The sequence below is a fragment of the Cupriavidus sp. 05T313 genome (assembly GCF_056396665.1).
In genome coordinates, this window is record NZ_JBFTLX010000523.1 from 1 (window position 1) to 1,151 (window position 1,151).

Consider the following 1,151-nt stretch of genomic DNA (forward strand, 5'->3'; position numbering starts at 1 on the left):
GAATGCGCCAGACATGGGCCTCGTTGTATGACACCCCGAAGCGTTGCTCGATGAGTAGACGCACCCGTTTGAGCGTCCACAGTTCGGTGCCAAAGCCATGCTCGGTGGGGCGCTGCAGCAAAGCACGACACAACTGCTCGCGCTGGGCATCGTCGAGCAACGACGGCCGTCCACGGGCCATGGTGCGCAGCGCATCGAAGCCGCCTTCGTCCAGTCGCGCCTTCCATGTGTACACCGTCTGCCGTGCCACGCCCACCGCAGCCGCAACCTCCGCGACCGGCTTGTTCGCTAACAGCATCCGTCCAGCGCGAACCCGCTTTCTGGTCGCTTCGTCCATCTTCCCAGTCATGCAATCGAACTCCCGATCAACGCCTTGATCAGATAACGCGTGAGACTCGAATCGGTTGTCATGATTTATACAAGTCTCAATAGAACGAGTGCGCGAGCAGTTTTTCGGTAGCGCAGGAGCGGGCCTGCGCTACGTAACCGTCAGCGGAACCCGTCTGGCGAGTAGAGGGCGGCGATGAGAAGGTAGTAGCTTCACGATTTCTGGGAGTGAAGCGATGGCCGATCAGCGGGAAGGTAAGAGCGGACGAGCCGGGGCAAGGTATGACCGCCACGATGAGGCTTTCTGGCGCGATCTGCTGGCGCAATGGCGGAACAGCGGCGGGAGCATTCGCGCCTTCTGCCGGCAACACGGCTTGGCGGTCAGCACTTTCAGCTTGTGGCGCAAGCGATTGAGCCACGAGCAGCAATTGCCGGCGGCGCCGCCAATCGCAGTGACTGCGGACACGGCATTCATCGCTGCGGCAACGGTTGCGGTGCCGAATGTCCTGCCGACAAACGACTCAGCGCTATCGAGGTCACGCGACCAGGTGGTCGTTACGCTCGGCGGCGCACGTATCGAGATGGCCGGGGTGCATGCCGAACGCATCGTGCGCTTCGTGCTGGGGCAGTTGGGAGGCGGCCGGTGCTGATCAGCGGCGATGTGCAGGCTTTCATCTGTAATAGCCTAGACTAAATCTGACAGTGGTTGGTTATCCATGCCGCCGCACATCGGTGCGAAGGGCGTAGCCCAGAGTGCCAGTGTGCGGCGGAATCCACAAGGAGTCCGCCATGACTCAGGAACAGAAAGTCATCCGTGCCAAGGT

At 61.3% G+C, this 1,151-nt stretch carries 2 protein-coding genes; one reads left to right on the plus strand and one right to left on the minus strand.

Annotation, left to right across the window (positions count from 1 at the left end):
• Window positions 1-349, minus strand: a 349-nt coding sequence (locus tag AC1DKD_RS41425) for a helix-turn-helix domain-containing protein (protein WP_477144766.1), incomplete at its 3' end; no start/stop codon positions are given.
• Between the two features lie 214 nt (window positions 350-563).
• Between AC1DKD_RS41425 and tnpA the strand changes: the two genes are divergently transcribed.
• Window positions 564-977: an IS66 family insertion sequence element accessory protein TnpA gene (gene tnpA, locus AC1DKD_RS41430; RefSeq protein WP_441637748.1), complete on the plus strand. Its 414-nt coding sequence runs from the start codon at window positions 564-566 to the stop codon at window positions 975-977.
• Window positions 978-1,151 lie beyond the last annotated feature (174 nt).